Origin of the sequence: Yersinia kristensenii (genome assembly GCF_900460525.1) — a bacterium.
Classification (GTDB): domain Bacteria; phylum Pseudomonadota; class Gammaproteobacteria; order Enterobacterales; family Enterobacteriaceae; genus Yersinia; species Yersinia kristensenii.
This window is the reverse complement of the sequence record NZ_UHIY01000001.1, coordinates 3,268,508-3,292,821: the sequence shown is the minus strand read 5'-3', so window position 1 is coordinate 3,292,821 and position 24,314 is coordinate 3,268,508. Positions and strand designations below refer to the sequence as shown.

Below are 24,314 nucleotides of genomic sequence, written 5' to 3'. Positions count from 1 at the left end.
ACACAGTGTTCTAAAAAAAAAGATGACAAGGTGTGTTTTTCTGGTGATTTAGGGAGGGGATTGTAGTTTTCAAAGTTAACAATCTAAAATATCCTTTATATATTCAAACACATAACTCGAATAGTCATAAGTGAGGGAAATCATCACTCATGTTATAATAAAAAAAATAATAGTTTCACTTATTAATGGCGTTAATAGCACTTCATCGTTAGGAGGATTAAATCAAAAACTCACTTTAACTATATATTTAATATGAGAATTTTCTTGTTTTATATATTTTAAATCATCTCGCAATCAGTGATGAAATAGACCCAATAAAAAGATAAAAGGGTCTATTTTAGAACTGAATTTAATTCAGATAAAATGAGACATTGTGTACAAATTAATTATAACGACACAAATCACGATTCAATTTACTTAAAAACTCAAAACCATTATTGGTAATGAGAATCATATCTTCCAGCATAATCGAACCAATGCCGATGCCGTAATAAGGTGTTTCGAGGCTTAGCACCATTCCAGGGCGAAATGTTTCCGTTGCCAATGTGCTGACAAAAGGCGCTTCTTCAAGCCCCAAAAAAACACCATCTCCATGACCAAGGTGGCCGCGGTTATAATGGGGCAAACCAGACGCTTTAATAACAGCCATGGTGCTGTCAAATACATCTTTTAACTTAACGCCAGGTGCCACCATTGATAGCATATGCTCATGCCCGGTTCTTATGGTGTTGTATATCTGCTGCGTAAGCGCATCCGGCTCCCCCAGCACAAATGTTCTGGCAAGATCAGCACCATAACCCGCCACATCTACCCCGCAATCAAACTTAATTAAGTCCCCGAGCTTTGCCAGGGTCTCATCAGCGAACATTTTAGGTGAGAAATTATCGCCGACAGAAATAAGATTAAAGCGAGAGAAATTGGTCTCGGGGAAAGTCATGACCGCGGCTTTAAATGCAGCGGTCAATTCTGCTGCAGTACAACCCTCGCGGATATGTTTAGCGGCGCTGGCGATACCGAACTCCGTAATTTCCGCACTTTTGCGCAGGTGTTTAATCTCCCACGAGCTTTTGACCATGCGGATTTCATTGAACAGCGGTGTTGAATCAACCCACTTTAATCCCGGCGCCACTTTATCTAACACATTTTTACCGCCGTTAGACATAGCCTGTAATTCAATTGCAATGGTCTTATCTAACACACCCGCACTCGCAAGAGCGTCTTTCACTAAACCAAAAACAGCTTCAACCGGCGGACCGATAGGCCGTTCGCGCTTTTTCTGATGATTAAGTGGGTTCCGCGGGTCATCAACATCGACCCATACCGGGAAGGTTTTCAGCACCATGTTAGGCATATCAAAGTGGGTGCTAGCGGCTTCAAACTCATTCATGATGATGTAAGATGGAATGCTTTCATCACGAAACATAATGGCGACAGCTGCACCGGTATGCCGGAAGGTATACATAAAGAAACTGGCGAAGCCAGTCAGGTAATAGAAATTATCGCAGACGGTGACCACCAGAGCGTCAAGCCCTTCGCGCTCCATCACTACACGGGCGTTACGACTGACCGCATCTAAATGGGCAATTTTTTCTTTATTCACCGAAATATCCTTCAAGGCTTACTTTATTTGTAAGCTGAATCATATACCGGTTATGAGCGAGATTCTAACGGGCAATCATGACAACTACCGACACCCGGCAGTTTATTCCGTTGGCAACAAGTGCGGCGCTCCATCCCCCCATTTTTTGGAATAACAGTGCGATAGAGCGGATTATCTCGCCCATCTGGCAAGCTTGAAGTGAGAAAAAGATTTTCAATAATAGTGTCATAGCCCTCAATAGGGCCCAGCTTATTCGCAAACTCGCGTAGATACCAAAAAATCAAATAACCCACATTATTCCATATCAACCGGATATTAGCTTTTGGCTGGCGCTCTATTCTCGCCATAACCAGAATAATATGATGATCGAGTAATAAATAGAGCCGTTCCAGTAAAGAGGACGGTGATTTATCTAGCCAACGATGGCTATCTAACCAACTATGTTGGTAGTAGATAATTTCGGGCCGTCCTGTAGGGTGAAATTTTACGCGAACGTTTTCTGGGCGGGTATCTATTACTCTGGGTAATGCCAGCAACATCAAGATCATCGGCGGGATCACCAGACCGAAATACCATTGTCCCCATAACGAATGCAGCGCTTTATGATGCGGATTAAGCTCGGTACCGTCGTAGTAATGGTTCTCATAGTGTTGCATCAATATGGGTAAGTTATTTTCTGTCGCCCACTGTTCTAACACTAAACTTTCTTCTGGTATTTCAATAGCATCGACATAAAACAATTCGGAGAATTGCACGAAAGTGCGGGCAAACAAACTGGCGACTTCATCAGAAATCGCCGTTGTTGAAGGATAAATTACCTCAGCTGTATTCGACACAATCCATACTCCACGGGGCTCATATGGATGACATTATTACATTCAGTGATAATGATTATCAATGAAGTTAATTAATAATTCTCAACAGCATTAAATACTAAAATACCGCGCAATTCTGGTCATAATCGAAATGAGTTTTGCCATTCATCGTTAGTGATTAATCAACCCGATAACTCACCGACAGAATTCCTTTCTTCTCCGAAATTGACTGCACAGTGACCTCACCCAGCGCGCCCAATGACCTAACGTGAGTACCGCCACAAGCGTAAGCCGGCAGTTCGCCAAAACCAACTTCGCGGAAATCAGCCCGAACAGAAATATGACGCGGTAAATCTTGCTGAATAAGCTGTTCCAAGGTTGACTGAACAGCTTCAATATCAATCACCTGTGGATTTTGTGACCGTTTAAATGACACTTTACCCTCCCCCGGCCAGTGGTGCGCTTTCACCGGGAGCCAACCATAACTTTCACCAATATTACCAATCAGATGCCCGGCTGAATGCAGGCGGGTATTTAATAGGCGGCGTTCACTGTCCACAGCAGCGCGATAAGTTCCCGGAGCAATCGGCCGAGCCATGTAATGAATTAATTGCCCCTGCTGTAGAACAACCCGCAATACATTATTATCGCCTATATGGCCTGTATCTGAAGGTTGCCCACCGCCTTGTGGGTGGAAAATCGTGGCCTGCAATATCACGGCAAACTCCTCGCCATCAGGTGTGCAGCTCAGCACATCAACATCCATAGCCAGTGTATCGTTTTCAAAAAATATACGGGTCGTCATCATCATTATCCTTTTATCATTTCCATTATGATTATATTGATGTCAGTCTGGCGTGATAATCCGTCACATACTCAAAGGACTGTTGCGCTGTGAGCACAAATCTTCCGCTGGCATTGCTAAGTGAAATGGCTATTTTTGTTAAAGTGGTCGAAACCGGCAGTTTTTCAGCTGTCGCCCGCCAATTAGGAGTTTCACCTTCAGCCATTAGCCGCAGTGTCAGCCGGCTCGAGAAAGCTCTGGCAACCCGTTTATTGCAACGAACCACCCGTAAATTGCGTTTGAGTGAAAGTGGCGAGGAGGTTTTTAAACGCTGCAATGCCATGCTCTGTGCCGCCAACTCGGTCATGGAGGTCAGTGGTCAATACAATCAGGAACCGGAAGGGCTTATCCGCATTAGTGTGCCAAAAGCAGTGGGTCGTTTTGTCATTCACCCCCATATATTCGAATTTTTACGCCGCTACAGTAAAATAGATGTGGAGTTAAGATTAGACGACCGCTATGTCGATTTGATTGATGATAATGTGGATTTGGCGATTCGGATTACTGACCAGCCACCATCAGGAATGATCGGGCGGCAATTAATGAACATTGAGCATTTACTGTGTGCAACACCTGAATATCTTGCCGCGCACGGAGTGCCACTGCATCCCCATGATTTAGTACAACATAGTTGTATTTACCTGGGCGAAACACCGGGGGATGCGCGTTGGAAATTCCGCCAAGGGACTAAGACTGTCACCGTCGCAGCCAAAGGCCGCTATGCGGCAAACCACACGGGAGTCAGGCTGGATGCAGTATTGCAGCATATGGGCATCGGCAGTTTACCCTATTTTACCGCCAGAACCGCTTTGCAACAGGGGCTGGTAGTGCAAGTATTACCCGACTGGCGTTTTATCAGTTCATACAGCGGCGGCTTATGGTTGCTCTACCCACCAACGCGCTATTTACCGCCCAAACTTCGCGTATTTATTGATTATATCGTCGGTCGTTTACGTGATGAACCCCACTTACCGCCCCGCTAAATATCACGAGGCAGTCAATATTTCGTGCTGCATAAATTCCGAGCGGCGTAATGAGTTTTTTCGCGCCAGCATGGTCGCAAAACGCAGTTTTATCCGGTTACCTTGCTCATCAGTCTTATGTAGCTGCCCAACATCTTCATTGTATTTAATGATGTCCCAATCTTTATAGTAATGACTTAACTCACCCGATTTTAAGGTGAAAGAGAAAGGTACAGTACATGGGAAATCATCAGTCGACATGGCAGAGATAATCAGGTTATAGCCACCGGGTAAGGTACACTCTTGCATATTATTGATAATATGCGGGATTCTCTCTGGCTGTAGGAACATTAACACCACTGTCGAGAGAATAAAATCGTAGCGAGAATCCAGACTGGTTTCATTGATATTATAAGTACTGGCCGCTATGTTTTGCAGTTCTTCCTGCTCAATGATTTGTTGTAACCGACTGATACTTTCACCATTTTTATCCACAGCGGTCACATCAAAACCTAATAAATTCAGATACAACGAATTACGTCCGGAACCACAGCCTAAATCGAGTGCTTTACCCGGTTTGACCGTTTTTATCGCTTCAATCACTTCAGAATGTGTCGGGGTTAAATTATATTTCTTATGATAAAAATCTTCCGGCGGGCAATAAAAACTGAGTTGGCATTGCAAATCATCTGAACAGGCGGCAATACGATGCCAGACTTGTGGCTCAATAAAAGGGGGTTGATGCTCACAAGAAAATGAGTGCCTTTCCAGTGTGTTACCCGCTTCATCAAGGATTAAAAAGTCCATCTCTCCACTCAGAATTGTCAGCTTGGCCCACGTCCCGGCTTTAGTATTATGCTTTTCACGAAACATCGCAGGTATGCCAGCATTGTCCCATACCGGTAATTTTTTATAGCAAAGCAAGGCTGATGTATTTCCCATGCTGTTATTCCTCAGATAATTTAAAGATGCATTTTATATGCAACATATAATACAGCATAAAACCGATTAAATGAAGTTTTCCATGCAGGCAAGTTCACCGCAAGGTTTCAGCCTGTCTCGCTCATAAAGTCAAGGAAATATGGCGAAAAAACAGACTGTTGACAAAGTTGATTGAAGGGAAAAGGCTCGGTTGGGGTCGTCGTCGTGTAAGCGACTGAAGCGCCCCTAGGGACAATCGCCCTTTCACACTCCTGACTTGCTGCTGGGTTTATCATCAAGCTCAAAAATAGCTTTATGGGATTTTGGACTTAGCCTCTTTTAAACTCTCGATATGGTCTGCTAATTTTTGGATATCATCGTCAGTCAAATGTGCCTTGGCCTTATTGCCCCTACCGACAATTTTGCCGTCACGCCGAGCGGTTAGGCCATCGACAATTTCATCACGGGACAGCGATATCAATGGCGGCGCTTTATCCAGCCCTTTTCTATCCGCCAAACGCCCATGACAACTTGAACACGTTTGTTTATAGATATGTTCACCGTCAGTCGCGGCCTGGGCGGTGGCACTCAGCACCACTATGCATGCAGCCAGCAGTAAGATTTTCATTATGCCCCCGCCGCCCATTGCTGGAACAATGTGACCAGATCTTTTTCGTTACGTGCGCCCTGATGTAATTCAGTAACTTTACCGCTACGGTCAATCATAAAAGAGGTTGGTGTGCCAATGACCTGATAGCGCTCCTGCGTAATACCCAGCTGATCACGAATAACGGGGTAACTGATATTACGCTGCGCCAATACTGAACCAATATCTACCTGCTCTGAGTCAGTATTAATCGCCACCACCACGATATCCTGCTGATATTGCTGGCTCAGTTTATCCAAAGCGGCCATCTCAGCCAGACAGCCACCACAGTTTGCTGACCAAAAATTGAGGTAAATCTGTTTGCCTTTCCATTGTTCGAGTGCAACAGGTTTGCCTTGCAGATCATAAGCTGCCAATGGGGGCGCGGCTGCTCCCACAGCCACTTCCTCTTGCTTACACGCGCTCAGCAGTAACAGTAAAGCGCATAAACTCACTGTTTTGATTTGATTACGCCACATGATGCCGACTCTCTTCCTTAAGATATTTACCGTGTTGGAGCCGGATTATCCGGTCAGCAACACACCCTAAATCCGGGTTGTGGGTGACCATAACAATGGTTCTACCTTGCTGATGAATATGATTTAGCAAATCTAATACCCGCTGTTCATTCTCCTCATCAAGGTTACCGGTAGGTTCATCAGCAAAAATAATGGGTGGCTGATTGACCAATGCGCGCGCGATACAGACCCGCTGCTGTTCACCGCCAGAAAGTTGGCTAGGTAAATGGCTCATACGTGGCGTCATCCCCACCTGTTCTAAAACCTGTCGAGCGGCGGCTTCATCCACCACACTGTGATAATGCTGCGCCAACATAATATTCTCCAGCGCAGTCAGGTAAGGAATAAGGTGGAATTGCTGGAAAACCAACCCAATCTTATCTGCACGGAATTTCCTGCGGCCTTCTTCATCAAGACCCGCAGCATCAATGCCATCAAGCAATACCTGCCCCTCACTCACGGTATCCAGGCACGTTAGAATATTCATCAACGTAGTTTTGCCTGACCCCGATGCCCCCATAATCGCTACAAACTCGCCACGATTAATGCGGATGTTAATGTCTTCCAACGCCGTCACCTGCCCAAAACGTTTGTATAAATGCCGTGTTTCAATAACCGCATCCGTGGCGTACTCAGGCTGCCCCCGTGTCTGTGGCGATGTCATTTGCTACTCTCCTTTCAAGACTTTAGCGGGTTCAATATGAATGGCCCGGCGAGTGGGAACAATTGCCGCCACTGCGGCCACTAACAGTGACAATATTAGCGTTAGCGGCAATACCGGCGCACGCAAAGCAATAGCCGCGCTGAAGACTGTTTGCCCCAACACCTGCGCCAATACATAACCTAGCAATGCGCCACAGACAGCTGCCGCCAGCGAGATAATCAATGTTTCAGTCAACATCTGGCGAATAATATCGCCGCCGCTGGCACCCAGCGCTTTTTGCAAAGCGAACTCTTTCGAACGCTCGCCCACAATTGCCATTAACGTGGTGTTGACGCACAGCGATGACAGAATGAGGATAACCACAGAGACCAACCCCATCAGCCCTTTTATCTTGTCGAGGACCTGCCCTTCAGAGGCGGAAACCTTACGAATCGGCCTGATCTCAAGGCTCGGATATTGCTCGCGAAGATGGCTGGCAAAGGTTTCGACCTGCCCCACATCATTACTAACACTCAGTAATGCATTATTGATACGCCCCGGTTGATTCAGCCATTTCTGCGCCAGCTCAAGATTAATAATCAACATGTTATCGGTAGCGTCACCCGCTTCCACAATACCTTTAATTTGTAAACGCTGGCGCTCACTCCCATTAACCAAAGTGAGGGTATCGCCGACTTTGACGTGCAAGCGCTCGGCGAGTTTGACGCCAATCATGGCATTACGGTCATCAAAACTGACACCAATCCAGTTACCCGTCACTTGCCAATAAGGAACTAGCTGTTGTAAAGATTCAAACCACACCCCCATCAACACCACTTTTTCCAGCTCAGTGCGTGCCATCCCATAAATATAGGGGCTTGAGGCATTGATAAGCCCTTTCGGCGCAGCATCAATAATGGGCTGAAACTGATCTTGTTGAAGCACGTTACCGTGCCCTGGGCCGATATAGAAATTAGCACCGAATGTGCGTAATTCCTGGCTCATTTTGGCATTAATATCGAAATAAACTGCTGACATTGCCGTGACAATCGCTGCGCCAACAGTCAATGCAGCGAAGACTACACTGACCCGCTGCATACGCAGACGCAGTGCCCGTAACACTAAGCGCCAGAACATGCCATCCCGCCCTTTTGTGGCCCGATGATTAACGGCCATAGAGCACCTCCACCGGATAAAGACGAGCAATGCGCCGGGCGGGGAACCAGGTTCCAATCACTGCGATCAAAACGGAGATAACCAGCACGCAAGGCACCACCATCCAGGCAAAACTCAGTGGGGCACCAAACAGCATCAGGCCGATGGTTTTTGCTAACCCCCACCCAGCCAAACACCCTGCCAGGCCGCCAATCAAGCCGCTTATTGCCGCTTCAAGATAAAACAGCATCAAAATTTGCCACTGCCGAGCGCCCAAGGCTTTCATCAAACCGATCTCTTTGGCCCGTTCCATAATCGTGCTGGTCATCAGCGACGCTATCCCCATGGCGGCAGCAATCAGGGCCGCCAATGTAACCACCGCTAACAATAGCTGTATTTTCTCAATCACCAACCCTTCTGACGCGGCGACTTGCCAGATAGGCCGAACCACCGAGCCAGATATTGCCTCTTCTAATTGGTGTGCAATGGAAGAAACATAGGCAGTGCAATACCATAAGTCATATTCTTCGGCATTGAGAGCTTCAAGATTTTCGCGTGCTTTTCGCGATAATTCATTCTCTGGTACTGTCAGGGCCGAAACCCTGATAGCCTGAACCTTCCCCGGTAATCCAAGCAGCGATTGCACCGCAGCCAGCGGCAACACTACCCGGCCTTCTTCCTCCCCCCCACTGCTTAGCACGCCACTTATTTTTACTTTCAGCGGGCCAGAAGCACCGTTAAGATTTAACTCATCACCGATTTTCCAACCCGTTTGCTGTGCCAGTTGCTTACCCAATAAAGCCTGTACTTCTTTGGCATCAGGTTTGACCGGCTCTTGTGGCCAATCGCCAGTAACCTGCCAATAGGGGCTGATAATTTGCTGGCCAGTGTGATAATCCTCTTCATCAGGCACATCAACGGGTTGATTAAAATAAGTGCCTAATAACGGAATATCCTGGCCGTTGACGTCAGTTTCACCACTCAGTAATGGGGCGAAACCCACAATATTATTACGCCAAAAAATGTCTTTAATATTGGGTAATTCGGCTTGATCCAGAAAATCCTGTCCTGTGAGTGGGTTATTTTTCTCACCAAACAGTGAGGGTAATGCTACCTGACCGGCTGGTTCTATCAGGATATTCGCACCATACGACTTCAGTTCCCGGGACATTTTATCGCCAATGTCTATCGAAACCGCCAACAATGAAGAAATAAGCCCAGCGGCTAAAAACACCGTAAATACGGCCAGTGATTTACGCCGGACATTTCTGAACCAAGACTGCTTGAGCATTCTCCACAGCATAATTATGGGTTCTCCTGCGAATCATTGTCTTCAGCGTCGATAACTGGCGTGACAAATTGCTCCGGATGTGCGCGGAAACGGTTGTAATTAGCCTCGGATGAGAAAAAGTAGGTTTTATCCCCATAGCTATATTTGAATTCGGCCTTTTGGTTGGTCAGGTGAGTTTTATCCACCGGATCAATGACATCTAAGGTAACAACCGTCGTGAAATAATTGACACCCGCCTCAAGAGAAGCTTTGGGTATGACCAACTCTTTATCATCACTATTCCAATCTTCCAGTGGGATCGGGTTACATCCTCCCGCTTTGCCAATAGACGGGATGAAAATATGCACCGCACAAGCCACACAAATGACCTGATTACCCTCCATCACATAGCCCTGATCACCGCATAACAGGCAGGCATCAAAGACCACACTCAGGCGCAAACGGTCTGGATAGCGGTTGATAATAAAGAAACGAACGGCCTTACCATCATCAGCAACCCAGACAAAGCGGTGTAATTTACCATCCCGAACTTGCTCGACAGGAATATGCACTAAACCATCAGCGGCGAGTGTGACGGGTAAAGCTTCAGATAATTGAGGGGGTTGAGAGGCGACTTTATCCCAGTAAAGTTGGGCACCTGCGACTACAACCCAAGCCAGCAAGGCGAAAACAAAGACTCTGCGTAGGTTACGATAACGGGCCAGTGCTTTGCGGTGAGCAATAGGTTCCGAGTTTTCACGCACAACGTTGCCAGCATTCCGCAACGGCATTAAATAACACAGGGTCGTTATCGCCAATAACAGCGCACAAATGTAGCTCAACCAAGCATGTCCATTGGTGACTAAAGCAACATAACTGAGTAGTGATTTGGTTAACGGCAAGACCTGTAACTTCATCAACAGCAAGATTGCATCGCCGCTGAGTGGCAAAATCAGCAAGAACGTCAACAACATTAACAATGGCCAGCGACCACGTGGTAACTGCCTAATCATCATCAGCAATAATACCGCGCAGAAGATTACCCAAGTGAATGCCACCACAATGGCGGCCAGATTAAGCAGCAAATCGGTATTGATCACGTGAGTATTGGTAAAGGCCCCCAGATTAGGGTTATTCCCCCAATTAAAGGCGGCCCCTAATACCAGCAACGCTTGCCAGCAATAGCCGAATAATGAGCTGCGAGGCGTAAATTGACTTAATAAGAATAATAACAATGCGAGGAGTTGAACCCCTGCCAGAGCTAACTGCAATTGCTGCGATTTAGGGTAATGGGCACCGGCCCACATTCCCAAGACCACCATGAGTATTGTTATCCATACGACCCGATTTAGTGCAGGCGCGGGCCTAACCGCCCAACTTAGCCCCAGTAACATCGCCACGGGTAAAAAAGCTTGTAGTACGGAAACAAAAAAGTAACTCATTAGCACACCTTGGAGTGATCACAACACCTGCCAGTTATCACTGATCAACGTTACAGAAAACCGATAACATCCTTTACCTGACCGTTCACTATGAAGAAAAACCGCGATAACTGTTTTCATCATCGCGGTTATTGCTATCAATTCAGACCGGTATATTTAAAGTCGTAGCTCACATCAAAGGGTTTCCACCAGCGGCCAACACCGGTTTCGCTGTCAGTATGACGATGCAAACCTGCTTTGGATGGCTCGCTAATATGATAGGTGACTTTGTAATTGCCTACCCCCATCATTTTGATGTTAGCGCCATAGTGTGGGCCATCACTGGCCACCATTGGCATAAAAGTCCCTTCTTGTTTAGCACCAGTATCAGTATTTACCAGGGTATAAGCGATAGTCAGGTACGGCATCCATTCACCAGCACCAAAACCATTCTTATTACCTTCGGTGGCATGAATATCAGCTTCAAGGTGGATGTCGGCTTTCGCAGCTGGCAAGCCCATGCCGCGCGGTTCCATATCAATCGGCTGTAAGTAAACCGCGGCAATTTCCATATCATTAATCTTGATAGGTTCACCCGCTGGGTACTCTTTAAAGGCAAAGGCAGCCGGTGCTGCAAAAATGCTGGCAATGATGCTGCTGGCAATAATCGTTTTCTTCATAGTCATGTAGCACACCCTCAGGTATCAAATGATAAGTACATTTCGTTGTTTATACCGGCATCATGCCGGGCCACTATGTTTCGATATTACTAGTTGCGATATTCCTCAGCCGAGACGATCGCTAAACGGAAATATTACTGTGCCGAAATAGCGCGGCCACGCCGCTGCATGACATACAGAGCAACCAACGCGGCAATCAGCAGTATTCCTTGAGGAATCAAGGTTTCCAGATAGGGATAAATTCCCAACCAACTAATTTCTGGTACGCCAGGTAACAGGGTTGGCTCAAATAATTTGCCTTCAATCAATTCAAGAACACTCTTACCGGCGAACACAAATGCCATCAGGTACATAAAGCCGCCAGTAAACATAAAGAAAGGTTTAAGCGGTAACTTGACGACGGTAAAACGCATGACCAGATAAGCCACCAGCAAGATAACGCAGCCGACCCCAAAGCCTGCCAAAATCGATAAATGGCCGCTGGTAGTACTAGCATCACCCATCAGGGCCAGATAGAACAGGACGGTCTCCGCCCCTTCGCGATACACCGCCAGGAAACTGGTCAGCCACAACCCGACCATTGAACCACTGCTAAGTGATTTGGAGAATTTCCCTTCCAAATAAGCTTTCCACTGGCGCGCTTCTGTTTTGGATAGTAGCCAATAACTCATAGAGAACAGCATCACCACGGCGATCATCATGGTGAAACCTTCCAGTAATTCGCGACTTTGCCCTGAATTCGCAAATAGCCATTGGAAAACAAAGGCAGTTAACACACTGGCAATTAAGGCCACCACGACAGATTGGCGAATCAGTGGCAATTTATCGTGATGATTGTTTTTGACCAGATAGGCGATAATAGCGGCCACAATCAGCAAGGCTTCCAGCCCTTCCCGGACAATGATAAGCAGACTGTAAATGAACAGGCTCCAATCAGTTTCATCCCCGCCCCCGAGCATCTCGACCGCACTGGCTAAGTCTTTTTGCAAGGCCGCGGCTTCTGTTTGTAACTGTTCAACGGGTTGACCGGCTTTCATCAAACTGACCAAACGAGTGAAGTGGCCTTCTAATGTTGATTTAAACGCAGCATCGCGCGAGCCAACTTTGTTCTCCATGCCGCTGGCTTCGAATAAATCAAAATAAGTATCCTGAACCGCCATCATGGCTGGCGTGGTTTGCCCACTCTGGTACTGACTGATGGCTGCAAGAATGGCCTGATTTATTTTGCTCGAAACAGCCGCCCAATCGGCATTCACCTGCCCATCAGGATCGGCGCTTGATGCAGAAGATTGCCCTACAGCAGGTTGATCAGCGGTGATTTGTTGCTGTTCGCGCGTAGTTGGCAAGCCCGGTAACGTGTCTTCAATAGTTTGAAGTAACCCGGTGACACGATAAGCAACTTCTGTTATTTGGTCGGGTTTGCGGGTTAAATCGATGAGAGCCGTAAATTGTTGATTAATTGCTGCTGCTTGTTGCGCTGAGCGATTCCCGCGCACCGACATCTCCATTTCGGAGTTTTTAAACCCCTGATAGTGTGCCTGTTGCACACTTTGGCTGGCGGCGGCAAATTTGCCCTCTTGGTATTCACTAATAGCCTGCGCCAATAAGTCATCAATAATCTTGAAACTCTGCTGCCAGTAGAGCGCAATATCACTATTTTCATAGGCAGCATGTTGCTGCTCGGCGGTAAGTTTATGCCCATCAGTCAGGACTGGCAGCACGGCGGTTAACTCACTTTTCAGCCAGTTAATTTTATTATCAACCTCGGCTTGCGGTTTCCCCTCACCGATCATGCGCCGGATTTCACCAAAAGCGGCTTCCATTTGATAACTTTTCTGCGCCGAAATATTGATACGAATCGGCCCTTCCAGATTCTCAAACACTTCAAAATACGCCATCTGTACAGTAGCACGAGCTTCATCATTATTGTGCTGCTGGTACAACTGAGAGGTTTTATCGAGGCGGGATTGGATATCATTGACCCACTGCTGGTAATCTGGAGTCGCCCAAGCCATAGAAGTGGACAGCCACCAACAACAGCAAAGCAGAAAAAATTTGTACCAAATTCGCATAATGAGTAACGCACATGAAGTTGATAATGAGATTTATTAACATTAACACTAAACAACAGAAATGTGTCTTGATCCGTATCAAAAAACATTTAGTTTATTGAATTTTTGTTTAAAAAATGCGGCGCATCCCGCAAGATTAGACAGGGTTATGACAATGAACAAGGCGGTTTAGTGATGAATAACATTCAAACGGAATATGAACATATTCGCGCCACTATCGGTGGTAATCGTTTAATAACGTTGCTCTCTATTGACCATGAATCAACATCGGTGATCACCGATGATTCTGACATGATTGTCTCTAAACAGCTTCTTACTGTTGGCTCGAATAATGTTGCATTGAGCTATTTCAAACATACTCCCCCCACGGCAGATGAGATGGAAACTGCCATTATGGTGGTTGAAGATGAAGTGATTAGAATCAGTTCGGTTGTGAATAAAACCTCAAAATTGATTACTACCGACCATTATATGGCCGAAATTGCACTACTCGCGGGTTTACCTATGCAAACAGAAATAGTGATGTCACTGGAGTCGGTTGAGCGGATGTTTGATCGGCTGGCAACAGTTATGATGGGTAGACCAGCCGCTTCCGAGGGAATACCCGCAGACAATGAATTTGCTGCACGTTTGCTGATTTTACGCGAATTTATGCATCATTTGCAGTTTCCTTCAATCCGGATACTCACACTGGCACAATAAGTTCCCCACTATCTTGGCGCATAAGCGCCTTCCCCCTTAAACAGCCTTGCTCATCCATGTACGTCACGCACATCGATATTCTTGCTTTTCCTTTCATATATTTTATTTTCTTTTCCATTAGCGACAATAAAACAAAATCTGGCACAATGAATTGCTTGTTTTTCATACAACAAGAATAGTTCTCAATGCGATTTATTCACGCGATATTCAATAACACCTATGAATATTAACCATGGATTTGGCCAAAAATAAGCCTATAACGGATGGAGGCGATGATGAAAGGGCATTATTTTATTTTCATGACTATTTAAAATAATCACCCAGAATTTATCTTTTAAATATGCTAAAAGAACTTATTGAATCGTTAATCATTGATAATAAATTTTTCGCGCAATTAAAAACATCTTCGTGCTCACTTGAGGGAAATGAGGTTTTTTTTCACAGTTTGCCAAGAACAGAAGGAACCGTCATATCACCCACGTTATCTAAACCGGTGTCTATCGAATGGGATAAATTGGGTATCCCGACTATTTCCGGGGATAATATTGAGGATGTCAGCTATAGCCTGGGCTATATCCATGCACAAGAACGTTTTTTTCAAATGGATTTGTCACGGCGCCTTGCTGCCGGAGAACTGGCCGAACTATTAGGCAATGAAGAAAAGGTCATTGAAACCGATATCCAAAATCGTCGCTGGTTATTACGCTCACGGGCAATAAATACATTAAAAGACCTGTCGGTAGATGAAAGGAATATATTAGCGAAATATACCCAAGGTGTGAATGATGGCTTAAAGTCTAAAACAATAGTTTCATTTGAATATATTATTTTAATGACTGAAGCTACCCCATGGAAAGAAGAAGATTCTTTATTAGTCCTTTATGCGTTATCTTTGGAACTGCAACAGAAACAAATGGGCCGAGTTTATGCCCGAGGGTGGATTGAGGCACATACCAATCCAGCCCAGAAAGCGTTTCTATTGCCTGATAGCTCCTCTTGGGATACCCCTCTTTCTGGACAAGTTCCGCCTTCACCTCCGATTGCAAAAACTCCACCAGATTGGTGGGGGAAAGGCCATGAGAGTGCACGGGTACTGCCCTCCCAAGCCCCTTTTTATGGTAGTAACAGCTTTGCGATTGATGCCAAACACAGTAAAAATGGGCAAGCAATACTGGCAAATGATATGCATCTGTCGCTGATGTTACCGAATACCTGGTATCGCGCATCATTAAACTATCTGCTACAAGATAAAAAGGAAACACTCTCATTATCTGGCCTGACATTGCCGGGAGTGCCGGTCATTATCATTGGCTGCAATGAACATATCTCTTGGGGCTTTACACATTCCTATGCAGATACGCTGGATTGGGTAAAAACGCCCGAACCTTTATCACACTGGCCGGTAAAAACAGAATGTATTAAAGTTAAACGAGGTAAGGATATTAAAATTGATATCCACGTTAGCCCTTATGGCCCAGTGATATCAACCGCACAAGGTAATATGGCAATGCGATGGGCAATGCAATTACCCAATGCTATTGATCTACACTTTCTAACGATTAACCAAGCTATTACGGTTTCTCAGGCCATTGATATTGCGACAAACGCTGGTATGCCCGCGCTAAATATGTTTGTTGCTGATAAGAATGGTGATATTGGCTGGGCACTGGTGGGAACATTACCTGACCGTAATATAAAAGGTGACGTTAATACATTTCCCGTTGATGAAAGTAATCAATGGCAAGATGATGCTCTATCCGCCGCGCAGCACCCCCGTATTCTTAATCCTTCATCCGGCATCCTGTGGAATGCCAATAATCGCCAAAGTTTCAGTTCAGATTATGACAATATTGGTGACGGCGGTGCTGATATAGGTGTGCGAGCTTGGGAAATTAAACAGCGTCTTATTGAAGAAACCAAACTAAACGCTGATGATATGCGAGCAATACAGTTAGATAATACCGCCAATCTATTTATTGCTTGGCGAAGAACCATCTTGCCATTAATAACAGATGATTTCCTGATTAATCAGCCGCTACGTCGCCAGGCACTTGATTTAATATATCAATGGGGTGGGTGCGCGGATACCTCATCTGTCGGATATCGCATCATATCTGTGTGGCGAGATGCGATTTATAAAAATCTGTTCGGTAAGTTCGATAACCAGTTAGAGGCACAGTGGCCATCGGCAAATTATTTGACCGCCAATACTCGGTGGGACGAAACTGTCATGGCCTTAATTAATTCAGCGCAATATACGGAATGGGTGCCTCATGGGTTTAGCGGCTGGGATGATTTTATTATTAGCCAACTGGATACCGTGTTAACCGCACTGGTAACTCAAGAAGGTCAATTATTTGAAGCTACTTGGGGGAAAGCAAATAAGGCCGCTATCATGCACCCCTTTGCCAAAAACATCCCCGCATTAAGGCTGTTTTTAGCAGCACCTGCAGATGAACTTTCTGGTGATCACAATATGCCACATGTTTGCCGCCCTGATTTTGGTGCTTCATGCCGCCTTGTTGCCTATCCGGGTAATGCATCAAAAGGAACATTGACCATGCCTGGCGGCCAAAGTGGGCATCCCACTAGCCCGTGGTTTCTGGCCGGCCATAACTATTGGGTTCATGGATTATCTTTGCCCTTAGAACCGGGGCCAGTACAGAAAACGCTGACAATACAGCCACCGGAAAGTGATGCTGTTTAGTGAGCATTTTGGAGTTGGTCAATAAAAAAACTGACAGTGGCTGTATTCACAACACACTGTCAGTTTATAACAGATGAGCAGTCTCTTTTTACTGCCCGTTACTTCACTTTATCAACCGCTTATTTAGTGGGTTTTTTAACCAGATTATCCGCAGGTAATTCTCCTGGCAGATAATTAGGTAAACGGCCCGCAGGGAAGATAGCTAACAGTGATAATAACGCCATAATCAATAAGCCAAACTTCAGCGAACGAAGACGAGCTTCTTCATTGACTCGCACAGCTTCCGCAACCTGTTCAGGTGTCGCAGTGGTTTGCGCTAACACGCCTTGCAGGCGGTCATTACTCACGAAGTTAATGCTATCCATATTCACTTGCGCCTGAATTTCTGGCGTCAGGATAGGGGTTTCAGCCACACCGCGTATCACGTTGGCACTGAGCAAACCGACCAACAAAGCACCGGCTACTGCGGTACCGATGGCATTTGCCAAGTTGTTAGTGGTACCACGCAATGAACCGACATCGCCCGCTAATTCTTTCGGGGAAGCACTGACCAATACGTTGAACAGTAAAGTCACCAAAGCACCCTGAGCAAGGCCAAACACCACTAAGCCAAACAGTACCGCGAACTCACTCCAGTTATTGCGCACCACAAATGCCAGCCACAACAGAGCGATGGTACAGGTGATGAAACCATAACGACCAATTTTACGTGGTGTCAATTTCTTGTAGAAACGAACAATCAACATCGCGGAAAAGAACACCGACAAGTTAAATGGCATCATGGCAATGGCGGTCGCCATCGGCGTACTGCCCTGCACTATCTGGATATACAACGGAACCGAGAAGTTCAGCATAGCTTCCAACGCCACCACAGCGAACATAGCAAATACCGCGGCTTTTTCTGTCGGAGAGCTAAGCACTTCCAGTGCCAGCAACGGTGTTTTACCTTGTTCTTGACGACGGCGAGTCCAAACCACAAACGCCTGCCCCAGCACGATACCCAATACAATCATAAAGGGAGCCGGAGAGAAGCCCAGTAAATCAAATGGCGCACCGTCACGTACCAGACCGAAGCCCCAGCGGTTCAGGTTGTTAAAACCAAACGACAGCAAAATAATCGCCGATGCCGCCAGAATCACACCGAATATATCGATGCCCACTTCCGGACGACCTTGGTCAGATTTCAAACGGAAACTCAGCACAAAGATGATTGCAGATAACACAATCAAGATACCGAACGCCGGACGCCAGCCGATGTAAGTCCCCAGAACACCGCCGATCATGAATGCCGCTACACCCGCACCCGCACGGGCAGAACCCAAAGCGCCAAGTGCTGTAGCCTGTTGCGTGCCGCGGTAGTTTTCAGCAATCAAAGCCACCAACGCCGGCACCAAAGCTGCACCTGCCAGGCCACTGAGTGCCTGAGCACTGATCATCACGGTAACATTCGGGCTGAATGTCATCATGACCTGCGCGATACCAAATAACAGAACCGTGCTACGGAATACGACCAATGGCCCGAAGCGCTGGTTGAGTTTGGCACCCAACATAACGAAACCGGCAACAGAAAGTGAGTACATCACGATTGCGGTTGCAATCGTCGTCGGTGGCACATTAAAACTTTTGACCATTCCACCTAACGCTACCGGCAGGGAGGCAACGTTAAATGACATCAGAATCTGGGCCAGCGCGATGGTTATCATCGGTATCCAGGATTCTTTAACTTCCACACCTGCGCGGTGAGTTGATTGATTCGCCATAAATTCTTATATCCTTTTGAAAAACAATATTTTTTAAGCTCAATTCGGTTTCACAAAACACTTTCATATCAAATTAACCGGTTTTTTTGGGACTATACCTGACTGTTACGGCTCAACTTTTTTCGGTGTAAGGCTCAGAAACAAACATGTCCATCCCCAGACTGCGTGATAAGAACCGGGCAGCCAGTTGCCCCTTAACACTGTTACCCGCGCTATCCAATAACGGTGCAAAAGTTCCCAAGCCACCTTTACCCGGTGACACCGTCACAATTCCGCCACCAATACCGCTTTTCCCGGGAAGGCCAATGTCATAAAGCCAGTCCCCAGAAGTTTCGTACAACCCTGCAGTTACCATTACCGCTAATGCGTAATGGCAGACATCATTATCCACAACCCGCTCGCGAGTCAGTGGATTGACGCCCCCGTCAGCCAGTGTGGCACCCATGACAGCCAAATCACGCGCACTGACATTTAACGAACATTGGCGGGTATATAAATCGGTGGCGATGAGCGGATCACACCCCAGGCGGCCATAACCCTCTAAGACATTAGCAATGCCGCGGTTGCGGAAATTGGTTTCGCACGCCGATTGGTATACTTCTTCATTCAAGGTCAGTTCACGACCAGCAAAGCGGCATAAACCGTCATAAATGAATTTCCACTGCTCATCACTGGTCGCACCCGGTACCAAGCTAGTGGTGGCAATAGCGCCAGAGTTAACCATCGGATTGGTACGTCCATCAGGAGCGCGCTCAATAGCAGTCACTGAATTAAATGCCATACCTGTGCTGTTAACGCCCAGTTTTTCGCGCGCGACTTTCGCCCCAATGGCCTGACAGACCAAAGCAAAAACAAAAGGTTTGGAGACGCTCATGATGGTAAATTCATAATCTACATCGCCGGCTGAATGCACTTTACCGTTAGTGCCGACCATGCATACACCAAAGAGATTGGGAGGAATGCGTTCTAATGCTGGGTAAACCGTGGAAACTACACCGTCAGTATCAGTACCAAACCGCGTGTGGGCTTCTTGCACTAATTTAACCACAGTGTCTGGGTCCGGTAGATGCCCGGTTGATACATAGTTGATAATTCCATTTTTACTATCATCTGTAGGCATATCGTTATCTCCCGTTTGCCTTCTGTTTATTTTCTGTCTTTCTCTTGCCTCTATGGCTTATTTTAAGCGACAGAAATACCTCTACGTTTTAATTTATATGAAATAGTAATAATGATTTGTCGCTTCGTTGATCCTTAGCTTTATCAATTAACCATAAAATTCTTACAGTAAGATATCCTAGCTTAAGAAAGCTGTATATCAGTTGTTTTGAATAATGTGATTATGCTTATCGGGAGATAAAAAAACATCAGAACCATTGCAATATCATGACAATAAAGATAAGGGAGGTGGTTTTTTAACGGGGAGTATCTAATTGAAAACAGCAGATTGATATGTCAACTGGCATTAATTTGACATATTAGTCATTTATTATCGATAAAGAGTCCCGAATATCACTATACAGTGTATCTTGATACTCGGAACTGACCAGCAATTAACGACTTATGACTGAGTAGGGTTTTATCCAGCCCAACCCGGTAACGGTATCTGTACGGGGGTGATACTCGCAACCAATCCAGCCATTATAGTTAATTTCATCAAGTAGCCCGAATAAGTAAGTGTAATTAATCTCACCGTCATCTGGTTCATGTCGATTTGGTACGGATGCAATCTGAATATGACCATAACACCCCGCCAACGAGATAATTAAATGGCTGAGATTACCATCCACTATTTGTGCATGGAATAAATCTAACTGCATAAACACATTGGGTCGGTCGATGAGATTAACGCAATCCAACACGTCATACTGGCTAGAGAAAAGGTAATGAGGTTTTATATTCGGGTTTAATGCTTCAATCATGACATTAATATCATATTGGGCAAACCGGTCTGCGGCATAACGGATATTTTCAACAAATACCTGCTGATAATCTTCCCAAACGGCCCCCACAGGCACCACACCAGCCATAACATGAATAGACGGGCAGCCCAGAACCCGCGCATACTCTAACGCTAAATCAATATCGCGGCGGGCATCCTTTTCACGGCCTGGAAGTGCGGCCAACCCCCACTCGCCAGCATGCATATCGCCGGGAGAGGTATTAAACAACACCTGTTGCAAACTCTGGTCTTTCAGTTTCTCCGCCAATTGTTCGGCGGGATAATCATAGGGAAATAAAAACTCTACGGCAGAAAAACCCGCATTTTTCGCAGCCTGAAAACGCTCAAGGAAAGGCACTTCGGTAAACATCATGGATAGATTAGCGGCAAATTTAGGCATGACTAATTCCTTAATTCGGCAACTTCATTATCAGTCAGATAACGAATAGGCCGGTCGCTCAGGGTAAATACCAGACGCGCAGTTTCCTCTAATTCTTCCATATTATCCGCCGCCTCCCGCAAACTTGTCCCCACCACAACCGGGCCATGATTAGCTAATAAAAAAGCACGATATTGCGGGGCCAACTTTGCCAGCGCCTCACCTAACCGGCTATCTCCGGGGCGATAATAGGGCACCACTGGAACATCACCGACCCGCATCACCACGTAAGGTGTAAAGGGTTTAATGGCATTATGCTCATCCAGCCCTTGCAGACAAGAAAGTGCTGTTAGATAAAGAGAATGCAAATGAACGATGGCCCCACACGCGGAATTATTGAGATAAATGGCCCGATGAAAACTAATTTCTTTTGAGGGCTTATCACCGGAGATCCAATCACCCGCCAAACTAACCTTTGATAATCGCTCTGCATTCAGCTCACCTAAACAGGAGCCGGTCGGTGTGGCTAATAATGTACCGTCAGCCAGTTTTAATGACAGATTTCCGGCTGAACCGGTGGCGTAACCTCGCTGGAAAAAAGAGGCGCCCAACTTGACCATATCTTCCCGAGCCTGCTGCTCATTCATACTGCGAACTCCGTTTGTGCTCTGGCAAAAAAGTTTTCATCACCAAAATTACCCGACTTCAACGCCAGTGAAATGGCGTGATCGGTAGATTTTACCCAGGGAACCCCGGGGGAAATGGCAGGCCCAATATGGAAAGCCCGAATACCCAGCGATTGCGCGACCATACCCGACGTTTCGCCCCCCGCCACGATAAAACGTTGGACTCCCTGCTGCTGTAAAAGTCGTGCCAAAGTTCCGAACAGATGTTCAACAGCCTCACTACTGGCCGCCGCCCCCCATTGCTGCTGGATTTGCTGCAAGACCTCAGGTTCAGACGTGGCATATAATAAAGGAGCCAATGGCCCTGAGACATTTTCCATCACCCAGGCAGATAATGCTTTAGCATAAGATTCAGGGGCATTCAGGCTGCGGGCAATATCAATTGACTGACTAGGTGCCTGTTGAATATATCGAGCAACCTGTCGATTGGTCATCGCCGAACAAGAACCGGATAAAATAACACACAATTTACCTTGCGGAGCCCCGGCTAATGTCGCCGGTGAGGGATGTTGAATATCTTCCCTCCATTGCCGAGCCAGGCCGATGGCCAACCCCGAGCCGCCAGTCACCAACACCATATCGCGTACCGCTTCAGCCTGTATTAACAAGTGAGTCTCGTTTAAAGTGTCTAGCACCACATAGCGTACACCTTCATCTTTCAGGTTACGCAATTGTGATTTTACCGCCTCAACACCTTGATCCATCACGGTGTTGTTGATTAAACCACTACGTCCTCGGGCTTGTGTATCCATCATGCGCAAGAGGTTGCTGTCGGTCATTGGTGTCACCGGATGATGGCGCATCCCGGACTCAGACAATAATTGCCCCATTACAAATAAGTATCCTTGATATACCGTGCGGCCATTCACGGGCAGGGCTGGGCAAATAATGGTGTATTGCTGGTCGAGAGCATCCATTAATGCGTCAGTGACCGGGCCAATATTACCTTGCGCGGTACTGTCAAACGTCGAGCAATATTTAAAATAGAATTGTTGGCAGCCCTGAGTTTGTAACCACGCCAAAGCCGCCAGTGAGTCCGCTACAGCCTCTTCGGCTGGACAAGAGCGCGATTTCAAACTCACCACAACCGCATCTGCTTGCACCTGATAATCTGCATCAGGTACACCATTGATTTGCACCGTTGACATGCCATTCTCTACCAGAAAACTGGCGATATCCGTAGCACCGGTGAAATCATCTGCAATAACCCCTAATCGCATCCGATACTCTCCTATTTTTTATCAAGCCAGACCCAATAACACATACTGAGGGTGTTGCTGCGTAAGGCACACTTCGATGTGTTAATTTTAGTGACAATTTGATTTATTATGTTAATAGTAACAGATAAAACCTGATTAATTGTGAGTAAACCCACAAAAATCAACACAAATGAACTCTAAATCACATAAATTAACGTTATAATTAGCGGACTTATTAACATAATAAGCAGTGAAATGAATAAATTAGTGATTATTAGCGTTAAAATATGAGAAATATTCTCTAGCAGCTGGCGTATAATCACATTAATTACCATTGTCCCTGCAGCGAAAGAACTGGATAAGGAGCGAACGTGATACCCGTTGAACGTCACCAACAGATACTGGCACTGGTTGCCGAACGCGGGGTGGTCAGCATTACTGAACTGACTGAGCGGTTAGGCGTATCGCACATGACCATTCGGCGCGACGTGCAAAAACTAGAAGAGCAAGGTGCGGTGTTAGCTGTTTCCGGCGGGGTGAGATCAACTGAACGGCTGGCGGCTGAACCCTCCCATCAAGATAAAACTCAGATGTACAGCAGCCAGAAAAATGCCATTGGGATAGCGGCAGCACTGTATATTCCACGCAATAGCTGTATTTATCTCGATGCTGGCACCACCACACTGGCATTAGCTCGACAATTAGAGGCCAGAGATGATTTATTGGTGGTCACTAATGACTTTGTCATTGCTAATTTTCTGATTGAATCCTGCCAATGTAAAATGATCCATTCTGGTGGCACATTATGCCGAGATAACCGTTCTTGTGTCGGTGATGCGGCTGCTCGCTCACTGCGAAACCTATCTATCGATATCGCCTTTATCTCAGCATCCTGCTGGGGGCCGCGTGGCATATCGACACCGGACGAGGACAAAGTGGTGGTCAAACGGGCAGTCAGTGAGGTGAGCAGTAAGCGCGTGCTACTGGCTGATTCATCAAAATACGGCAAAATATCCACCTACTTAGCATTACCTCTTACCGATTTTGATGTGGTTATCACTGATGCCGGTTTGTCGTCGGTGGCCCGTGATGAACTGGCGACCAAAGAGATTGAATTGATTATCACCCAAGCCCCACGCCAATCTGATTAATTACAAATAGCCTAAGCCCCCTCATACACTGAGCGAATAGTCTCTCGAGGGGGTAAATTTGATAACTATATAAATCGTTATGTAGCTAAAGTAATTCTAAGTCTTAGCGCCCTCATAAATAAACAGCGTAAACTACCGGGTAATTTCGTTTGCATACTGATTTTTTTGCAACTATTTATACCGTCCCCCGGTCATCAATTTAGACGTCTGAAGATTACGCAGGCCGGTGTCCCTGGAGCAT

General features: G+C 46.2%; 21 protein-coding genes. 4 read left to right on the top strand and 17 right to left on the bottom strand.

The features are described 5' to 3' along the window. Positions 1-382 precede the first annotated feature (382 nt). The 3 genes from DX162_RS15090 to DX162_RS15080 all read right to left on the bottom strand — a co-directional run bounded on the left by DX162_RS15090 (position 383) and on the right by DX162_RS15080 (position 3,220). A complete protein-coding gene (locus DX162_RS15090; protein ID WP_098080823.1) occupies positions 383-1,600 on the bottom strand; it encodes a M24 family metallopeptidase in 1,218 nt (405 codons plus the stop codon). 50 nt (positions 1,601-1,650) lie between these two features. Continuing rightward, positions 1,651-2,436 (bottom strand): siderophore-iron reductase FhuF, encoded by a 786-nt coding sequence (gene fhuF / locus DX162_RS15085; protein ID WP_004390785.1) that lies wholly within the window; start codon positions 2,434-2,436, stop codon positions 1,651-1,653. Positions 2,437-2,593: 157 nt separating this feature from the next. Then, positions 2,594-3,220 (bottom strand): alanyl-tRNA editing protein, encoded by a 627-nt coding sequence (locus DX162_RS15080; RefSeq protein ID WP_115155869.1) that lies wholly within the window; start codon positions 3,218-3,220, stop codon positions 2,594-2,596. Positions 3,221-3,309: 89 nt separating this feature from the next. Here DX162_RS15080 and DX162_RS15075 point away from each other — a divergent pair, with 89 nt between their 5' ends. Further along, a complete protein-coding gene (locus tag DX162_RS15075) occupies positions 3,310-4,242 on the top strand; it encodes a LysR family transcriptional regulator (protein ID WP_004390787.1) in 933 nt (310 codons plus the stop codon). Between the two features lie 3 nt (positions 4,243-4,245). Here DX162_RS15075 and tehB read toward each other — a convergent pair whose 3' ends face one another. The 9 genes from tehB to DX162_RS15030 all read right to left on the bottom strand — a co-directional run bounded on the left by tehB (position 4,246) and on the right by DX162_RS15030 (position 13,547). Beyond that, entirely contained in the window at positions 4,246-5,163 is a 918-nt protein-coding gene (tehB, locus tag DX162_RS15070) for an SAM-dependent methyltransferase TehB (RefSeq protein WP_004390788.1), read from the bottom strand. A gap of 292 nt (positions 5,164-5,455) precedes the next feature. Continuing rightward, positions 5,456-5,770, bottom strand: a complete 315-nt coding sequence (locus DX162_RS15065; RefSeq protein WP_032819910.1) for a c-type cytochrome — start codon at positions 5,768-5,770, stop codon at positions 5,456-5,458. Continuing rightward, positions 5,770-6,267, bottom strand: coding sequence for a TlpA family protein disulfide reductase (locus DX162_RS15060; RefSeq protein WP_032819911.1), 498 nt, complete (start codon positions 6,265-6,267; stop codon positions 5,770-5,772). The genes DX162_RS15065 and DX162_RS15060 overlap by 1 nt, the downstream gene beginning before the upstream one ends. Continuing rightward, positions 6,257-6,970: an ABC transporter ATP-binding protein gene (locus tag DX162_RS15055; RefSeq protein ID WP_004390790.1), complete on the bottom strand. Its 714-nt coding sequence runs from the start codon at positions 6,968-6,970 to the stop codon at positions 6,257-6,259. The genes DX162_RS15060 and DX162_RS15055 overlap by 11 nt, the downstream gene beginning before the upstream one ends. A 3-nt stretch (positions 6,971-6,973) precedes the next feature. Beyond that, positions 6,974-8,086 carry an ABC transporter permease gene (locus tag DX162_RS15050; protein WP_004390791.1) on the bottom strand — a complete coding sequence of 371 codons (1,113 nt, stop codon included), beginning with the start codon at positions 8,084-8,086 and terminating at the stop codon, positions 6,974-6,976. A 28-nt stretch (positions 8,087-8,114) separates the two neighbouring features. Next, complete coding sequence (locus DX162_RS15045; protein ID WP_032819913.1) at positions 8,115-9,407, bottom strand: ABC transporter permease; 1,293 nt, start codon at positions 9,405-9,407, stop codon at positions 8,115-8,117. Positions 9,408-9,409: 2 nt separating this feature from the next. Then, complete coding sequence (locus DX162_RS15040; protein WP_032819914.1) at positions 9,410-10,816, bottom strand: Fe-S-containing protein; 1,407 nt, start codon at positions 10,814-10,816, stop codon at positions 9,410-9,412. Positions 10,817-10,953: 137 nt separating this feature from the next. Further along, positions 10,954-11,481, bottom strand: a complete 528-nt coding sequence (locus tag DX162_RS15035) for an iron transporter (RefSeq protein WP_004390794.1) — start codon at positions 11,479-11,481, stop codon at positions 10,954-10,956. Between the two features lie 128 nt (positions 11,482-11,609). Then, complete coding sequence (locus tag DX162_RS15030) at positions 11,610-13,547, bottom strand: FTR1 family iron permease (RefSeq protein WP_032819915.1); 1,938 nt, start codon at positions 13,545-13,547, stop codon at positions 11,610-11,612. Positions 13,548-13,721: 174 nt separating this feature from the next. Here DX162_RS15030 and DX162_RS15025 point away from each other — a divergent pair, with 174 nt between their 5' ends. Both DX162_RS15025 and DX162_RS15015 read left to right on the top strand, forming a co-directional pair. After that, positions 13,722-14,249 carry a hypothetical protein gene (locus DX162_RS15025; RefSeq protein ID WP_032819916.1) on the top strand — a complete coding sequence of 176 codons (528 nt, stop codon included), beginning with the start codon at positions 13,722-13,724 and terminating at the stop codon, positions 14,247-14,249. A 445-nt stretch (positions 14,250-14,694) separates the two neighbouring features. After that, positions 14,695-16,956 carry a penicillin acylase family protein gene (locus DX162_RS15015; RefSeq protein ID WP_157132446.1) on the top strand — a complete coding sequence of 754 codons (2,262 nt, stop codon included), beginning with the start codon at positions 14,695-14,697 and terminating at the stop codon, positions 16,954-16,956. A 119-nt stretch (positions 16,957-17,075) separates the two neighbouring features. Here DX162_RS15015 and DX162_RS15010 read toward each other — a convergent pair whose 3' ends face one another. The 5 genes from DX162_RS15010 to otnK all read right to left on the bottom strand — a co-directional run bounded on the left by DX162_RS15010 (position 17,076) and on the right by otnK (position 22,943). Next, the gene (locus tag DX162_RS15010) at positions 17,076-18,716 is read right to left on the bottom strand and encodes an MFS transporter (RefSeq protein ID WP_004390798.1); all 1,641 of its coding nucleotides are present in this window, start codon (positions 18,714-18,716) and stop codon (positions 17,076-17,078) included. Between the two features lie 112 nt (positions 18,717-18,828). After that, positions 18,829-19,836, bottom strand: a complete 1,008-nt coding sequence (gene glsA, locus DX162_RS15005) for a glutaminase A (RefSeq protein ID WP_004390799.1) — start codon at positions 19,834-19,836, stop codon at positions 18,829-18,831. Positions 19,837-20,269: 433 nt separating this feature from the next. Further along, complete coding sequence (otnI, locus tag DX162_RS15000) at positions 20,270-21,058, bottom strand: 2-oxo-tetronate isomerase (protein ID WP_004390801.1); 789 nt, start codon at positions 21,056-21,058, stop codon at positions 20,270-20,272. 2 nt (positions 21,059-21,060) lie between these two features. After that, the gene (otnC, locus tag DX162_RS14995; RefSeq protein WP_032819918.1) at positions 21,061-21,684 is read right to left on the bottom strand and encodes a 3-oxo-tetronate 4-phosphate decarboxylase; all 624 of its coding nucleotides are present in this window, start codon (positions 21,682-21,684) and stop codon (positions 21,061-21,063) included. Next, entirely contained in the window at positions 21,681-22,943 is a 1,263-nt protein-coding gene (otnK, locus tag DX162_RS14990; protein ID WP_004390803.1) for a 3-oxo-tetronate kinase, read from the bottom strand. Before otnK ends, otnC begins: the two co-directional genes overlap by 4 nt. Positions 22,944-23,293: 350 nt before the next feature. Here otnK and ygbI point away from each other — a divergent pair, with 350 nt between their 5' ends. Next, entirely contained in the window at positions 23,294-24,073 is a 780-nt protein-coding gene (gene ygbI, locus DX162_RS14985) for a DNA-binding transcriptional repressor YgbI (protein WP_004390804.1), read from the top strand. The last annotated feature ends 241 nt before the right edge of the window (positions 24,074-24,314 follow it).